We start from the raw sequence: 6,017 nt of genomic DNA, 5'->3' as shown, positions 1-6,017 counted from the left end.
CGTGTATACCCACGGAACCCGTTGTGGTGCAACACTTTTCACGAACAACCTTATCCACAACCCCCCACCCCAACCCAAGGGGATGTGGACAACTCGATCAGTCCGACGCGGGGGTGTTCTGGGTCAAAATTCGGTCCACGAAACCGGCGATCTCGGCGGCGACCTCGTCACGGATCTCCGGTTCGTTGTGCACCTCGTGGCGATATCCGGTGTAGACGCGAGTGCGCACGTCTGAATGTCCCGAAGCGACAAGCCGATTCGCCACGTGATAGGCGCCCTCGCCGTAGTTCGCCACGGGATCCTGGTCCCCGGCGAGGACGAGCAGCGGGAGGTCGGGCCGGATGGCGTCATACCAGCTCACGGCGTTGACGGAGTCGTAGAGTTCGACGAATCCGCGCAGAAACCGGATGGTCATCGGGGCGCCGAAGTTGTTGAACCGATCCCGCGCGTGGTCGGCGACGACGCCGGGATCACGGGCGACCCAGTCGGTCGGACCGGGCGCCTTGCCGAACCGCGCAACGAATCCGTCGAAGACCTGGCCGACATATGCGTCCGCCACTGCTTCCGGATCCGGCTCCGCGGCCAGCGCGCTCCGGTCGAGCACCTGCTCGATGCCGTGCAACTGGGCAGCGACCCCGCACAGGATCAAGCCGTCGAGCCGATCGCCCTGCCGCGCTGCGAGCCCGCGCGCGATCATCGAGCCCCACGAGTGACCGAACACGACGAACGGCAGCTCCGGGTAGCGTTCACGAACCTGTGCGGCGAGCGTTTCCTCGTCTGCCACCACGACATTCGCGGCATCGTCGCCCGCGTCGGTCCACACGCCGGAGGCCATCGCGGTCTTGCCGTGCCCGGCGTGATCGTCGGCCACGACGACGAAACCCTCGTCGAGCAGCCGGGTGATCAGCCGCAAATAGCGACGAGAGTGCTCACCGAGACCATGGATGAGCTGCACGACTGCGCGCGGCGGCCGGACCGGTTCGTAGAGCCAGGCATGGATCGTGTCGCGCCCGTTGCTCGAGGGGAAGTTCAGCTCATCGATCGCCATACGCGCTCCTGGAAGTGTCCGCACCGGCCGGATCCGGTATGCCGGCCGTGTCCCGGCTCACTCTGTCACGCGTTTTTCCGATCGCGGCCGGCAGCACTGCGGACGCCGCCCAATCTATCTGCACACCGGACTTCTAGGCCAAGAACCTTTCCTCGCGGTCGCTGACCCGACACCCGACATCGCGCAGCGTGCCGAGCAATACCTGCGGCTTGCTGGTGGCGAAATATCCCTCAGCTGAGCCGCTCCGCATTCCCACATACCGAGTCTTGAAGAGGCCGCCCCGCGCGGGGAAGACCTCAACGTCCGGGCCTGGAACCACTCGCAATGGCTGCGCACCGAACATCGCACCGAGCCACCGGGGCCTCAATCGCAGGATCACCACTGCCTCGCCGATGTCGAGCACCGCCAGCGGCCAGGTCGCGTAGACCTTGCCGAAACCCCCAGCCAGTACTCCGGCACCTACGAGATGGACCCTCCTGTCATCGGCCGCCGACACTGAGGGCGGAACATCCCCGGCGGGCCGGATCGGCACGCCACGGGCACCCCGCCGACGAGCCCATCCCGCCATACCGGTAGTGCCTGCAACGCCACCGATCACGCAGATGACAAGCCAAACCAGGATGACTGTAGGCATGGATCAACCTCCATCGAGCGAACACGGTCCACACCGGCCGGATCCGGTATGCCGGCCGTGTCCCGGCTCACTCTGCCACGCAGGCCAGATTTCACCATGACGTAGCCTTATGGTTTCTCGGACATCGGCGCTGAATTTGGTCGTCCTCCTTTGTAGAGTCGCCGTTTGTGATCAGCGACGACGTGGCCGGGCAGGACCTGACGGACGACGCCGATTGGCGAGAGAACAGGTTCTTCCACCGCCGACCCTCCGCCGAGACCTTCGCCTGGGCCGCGGCTTCCCTGGGCGGGGCCAGTCGCATCGTTGGCCACCGTCGATTGACAGGTGGCGTCAACTCTGCTGTCCATCGCTTGACAGTTGATCAACACGGCAGTCGAACCTTCGTGGTGTTGCGGCAGTACCCCGCGGGAAGCATCGCGCTGCGAACCGCCCTGGAGGAGGAGATTGCCACCCTGAAGGTGGTGGAGGGCAGCGGCCTTCCGGTTCCAGCGATTCTGGCCACAGACGTCGCCGGCACTGAGACCGGCGGAGCGCCGTCGCTGATCATGACGCAACTGCCTGGCCACATTGACCTCAACCCAGCAGAGCGCGGGCCGTGGATCACGAGCATCGCTGAGTTCGCCGCCCGCCTGCATGCCGTTGACCTCCCAGCCCCGACATTCCGACCCTGGACCGACTCGTGGATCACACCCCTGGGACAGTTCCAGGTGCCAGTCGGCGCGCGGCAGCCTGCAGTCTGGAAGGCGGGCTTCGATGCAATGGAGTCACCTCCACCTGACGATGGCGCCGTCTTCCTGCACTGTGACTACTTGCCCGTCAACCTGCTCTGGTCGCGCGGCAAGATCACCGGACTCACCGACTGGAACGGCATCCACCGAGGGTCTCGCGCCATCGATGTAGGACAGTCTCGGCGATACCTGGCCTCGCTCTACTCACCCGATTGGGCCGAAGAACTCCGCTTGCGCTATGAATCAATCGCAGGTGTCCCTCTTCACCCGTGGTGGGACCTCTACGCCCTGCTCCATCACGCCGACAACACACCAGAATCAATATCCCACCAAGTCGCCGGGCGCCGCCCGATCGACCTATCCGGCATGACAGCTCGCGTCGAGATCGCCGTAGAGCAAGCGCTGCGACGCCTCGGTGAACATCCAGAGATTCCCGACAGCTGATGAGGCGATCGGCCACGCAAAGGAACCTGACGAGAGCTGAACCAGCTTCCTGCCACGGCTACAGCTCCCTCAATACAGCATCCGGAATGATCACGCCGCGCTTGAGGGCGTTGAACCGGATTCGTGAGCGCCTGGCGTTACGAAAGTAGTTGACCGGCCAGTGTGAACCGGACAGGTACTCGGCCCGATCCGCCTCGCCAGATGCTTTGCCAGCCTCAATCTCGTGGGCGATCCGAAAAATTTCTGCGTCCCGCTCCCGCGAGTTGTCGAAGGCCCACGTCACGATCTTGCGCCGCTCGTTGCGGTCAGCGTCATAGCGGTAGTGGAGCACGACGAATCGATCAATGCTGTCGTCGGCTGGATCAACCCACATCGTGAAGCCCTCCGAAGTGGACTCCTTGACGAGTCGCCGAAGTCTCGATTCGACGACGATCCCTCGGAGCCAAGAAAGACCAGGGGCCCACTTTCCTGCTCCCTTCCGGGACCAGGAAAGTGGGCCTGACCTGCATCTGAGCCGCCTATCGGAATCGAACCGATGACCTATTCATTACGAGTGCTTGGGGACCGGCAATCGCGTGGCTCTGCGCGTGTGTTCTCGGGTGCATCGAGTGCATCGGATCGGTGGGGTTGAGTCGTCGGGGTGCGCCGGGGGTGCGCGTGGGCAGGGAGGGCCACCGACCCGATAGCGGAGCACCAGAGGTCGCGGAGGCGGACTGTCCAGCCCCCACCGGCGCGGGAACGGAGCGGGAGTCGTTGCGCGGTGAGCGCATGCCCCTGACGCCTCGTGAGCGGGGGCTTGACTGGCCGTCGTAGGGACCGGATGCTGCCGCGTCGGGTCGGCGGCTCGAAGGTGAGGCGTCTCGGTTCACTCAACCGGGACGCTTCCTTCGTGCGCTGGGCCGGGGTGGAGGCCCGAGCGCGTCGGCGTGGGGGTGCGCGTAGGCGAGGAACGAGCCGGAGCGCGGGGGTCCCTGCGCCAGAGCGGGAGGGCCGTAGGCCCGGGCGTGCGTGCGGCGCGAAGCGCCGCCTTGAGTCAGTAGAGAAAGTTCTCACGGCTCGGCCGGGGAGCAAGGCGGGATGCGTCGATGGTGCTGATGGGGGTTCGGCTGCTCCTGGCTCCGTTGGATGCCGGGGTAGGTGCCCTGCAGGTGGCGAGGCTCGTTAGTGCCAGGTTCGTTGGGCGCGGTGGGCGGCTTCGGCTTGATCGAGTAGCTCGCGCCAGTCATCGCGTGCTGGTGGCAGGCCGAGTTCGATGGCCCAGCGGATGGCGCCTTCGAAGGACTGCCGGTCGGTGGGGAGGTGGTACTGGAGCGTGTACCCAACCTGGTCGACGGGAGCCAGGCGCAGGTGTAAATGCGGTGACCTGACCGGGCTGTTGCCGTCGGGGTGCCAATGCATGCGGAAGACGTCCAGGTCGGTGACCCGCGAGCCGGTAGCGGTAGGCGAGGGTTGTCACGCGCCACGGCCCACGGGGATCATCGTCGCGGCGTATGCGGTACTGCATATCCGCTTCGAAGAACCATCCACCGGTATGTGTCCTCTTCCACGTCGCCATTTGACGTTTGACTGGCAGTATTCAAGTGTGCCGCCGAGAAGGACCATCCCGTGATGGTTAACGAAGGAGAGGCTCTGAGCTTCGCGAGCAACGAGTGGCGTTCACGGACCGCGACCGGCGCAGTCGAGTTCCTCGCAGCGCAACGCCGGCGGACGGTTGACGACGACCAGGAGCTCGTGGATTCCCTTGACGTGGCTCCGGGCCATGTGGTGGTGGACATCGGATGTGGCACCGGCGAGATGGTCCACCGACTCTTGCAGACCTGTCCCACCGCGACCGTCATCGGTTTCGACATCATGCGAGAACTCCTCACGAAAGGACGCGACAGATCACCTACTGCGGGGTACGTGTGCGCGCGAGCCGAGCACCTGCCCATCGGCCCGCGCTCAGTGGATCGGGTGCTCATTCAGCGCCTGCTGATGCACCTACCTCAGTGGCGGAAGGTGATCGCGGAAGCAGCGCGGGTTCTGCGCCCTGACGGGATCCTCGTCATCAGCGAGCCCACCTGGTCCCGGTTTGAGTTCGTCAGCGGTAGCCCGGAACTCGATGCGAAGCTGGTGGCCCACATGCAGCAAGGGGTGGCTGTTCCTGACATCGGCGAGCGACTGTGCGAAGCGCTCCAGTCTGAAAACCTGACCGTCACCACCAGGACGTGGGTCGCATCGAAACGGCAGATCGATGTAATGCGATACGGGCGCTTGGCAGTGCAGTTGGCCGATGAGGTGCCGCTCCATCGGCTTGACCGCTGGATGGAAGGTTGGCCAGCGCCAGGCAGTCACACCGTGAGCCACGTACGCAAGATCGTCGCCACAACTGAATGATGACCGAGGCCGTGTGGGCGCGCCAGATCGGTGCGCACATCGTCGCGGCGAGCCCCTCCCGAACCTGTTCGCCCCCGCAAACCCTCGTCTATCGGAACGGAGACCCCGCTGCGCTGGCTCAAGTCGAGAGGCTCAAGATCGCAACATTTCTTTGGCGGTCCAATGGACGCCTTCGTGACGACAGAGGCAGAACGGATGTCCCACGAGGTCGGTGTAGACCCGCCAGCCGTAGCCGTCCGGGCCGATCAGATCCGACTCCAGGGCCGCTCCGAGGGTGATGGCGCGTTGCTGTTCACGTTCGATATCGGCTACTTCGAAGTCCAGATGGAATTGCTTGGGGTGTTCGTTCTCTGGCCAGCTTGGTCGACGGTAGTTGTCAACTCGCTGGAACGCGAGATCGACGTCCCCAAAGGTGATTGCAGCCACTTGCTCGTTGCTGCCCTCCAGGATTGGGTGACCCGTCAGCTGGGAGTAGAACGAGGCGAGCTGCATCGTGTTGGGACAGTCGATGATGAAGCCCAGTAGCTGCAGCATTAGGGATCACTCCTTCGGTCGGCATACGAGGTGCCGTCCAACGACGACTTTGCATGCCCGACAATCCATCAATTTGTGTCATCGTCGCATGTGGAGCGTAGACATCGGATGCGCTGGGGCCGCAGTGATCATCCACCAGGATGACGTCGGCGCGGACCGACCTGAGTCGTGCCACTTTGTGAGGAATCGCGGGTTCGGTTTGTGTTTGTGCTGGTCAGCGGCGTGGGCTGGGGTGGGTTGACACACTAATCGG

The 6,017-nt window shown here is 64.3% G+C and carries 6 protein-coding genes; 2 read left to right on the top strand and 4 right to left on the bottom strand.

The features are described from left to right. Window positions 1–97: 97 nt before the first annotated feature. Window positions 98–1,048, bottom strand: coding sequence for an alpha/beta fold hydrolase (locus EFY87_RS19785; RefSeq protein ID WP_123273211.1), 951 nt, complete (start codon window positions 1,046–1,048; stop codon window positions 98–100). 133 nt (window positions 1,049–1,181) lie between these two features. Then, the gene (locus EFY87_RS19780) at window positions 1,182–1,682 is read right to left on the bottom strand and encodes a hypothetical protein (protein ID WP_148043433.1); all 501 of its coding nucleotides are present in this window, start codon (window positions 1,680–1,682) and stop codon (window positions 1,182–1,184) included. A 167-nt stretch (window positions 1,683–1,849) separates the two neighbouring features. On the opposite strand from EFY87_RS19780, the gene EFY87_RS19775 reads away from it, so the two are divergent. Continuing rightward, window positions 1,850–2,854, top strand: coding sequence for a phosphotransferase family protein (locus EFY87_RS19775; protein WP_158607737.1), 1,005 nt, complete (start codon window positions 1,850–1,852; stop codon window positions 2,852–2,854). A 58-nt stretch (window positions 2,855–2,912) separates the two neighbouring features. Here EFY87_RS19775 and EFY87_RS19770 read toward each other — a convergent pair whose 3' ends face one another. Continuing rightward, window positions 2,913–3,227 (bottom strand): hypothetical protein, encoded by a 315-nt coding sequence (locus EFY87_RS19770; RefSeq protein WP_123273208.1) that lies wholly within the window; start codon window positions 3,225–3,227, stop codon window positions 2,913–2,915. Between the two features lie 1,358 nt (window positions 3,228–4,585). Here EFY87_RS19770 and EFY87_RS19760 point away from each other — a divergent pair. Then, window positions 4,586–5,230, top strand: a complete 645-nt coding sequence (locus EFY87_RS19760; protein ID WP_158607736.1) for a methyltransferase domain-containing protein — start codon at window positions 4,586–4,588, stop codon at window positions 5,228–5,230. Between the two features lie 132 nt (window positions 5,231–5,362). Here the strand turns inward: EFY87_RS19760 and EFY87_RS19755 are convergent, their stop codons facing one another. After that, window positions 5,363–5,764, bottom strand: coding sequence for a VOC family protein (locus EFY87_RS19755; protein WP_123273205.1), 402 nt, complete (start codon window positions 5,762–5,764; stop codon window positions 5,363–5,365). Between the last annotated feature and the right edge of the window lie 253 nt (window positions 5,765–6,017).

The organism is Flexivirga caeni (genome assembly GCF_003724155.1).
GTDB lineage: Bacteria > Actinomycetota > Actinomycetes > Actinomycetales > Dermatophilaceae > Flexivirga > Flexivirga caeni.
Note: the sequence above shows the minus strand (reverse complement) of the source record. Positions and strands in the feature narration are given on the sequence as shown.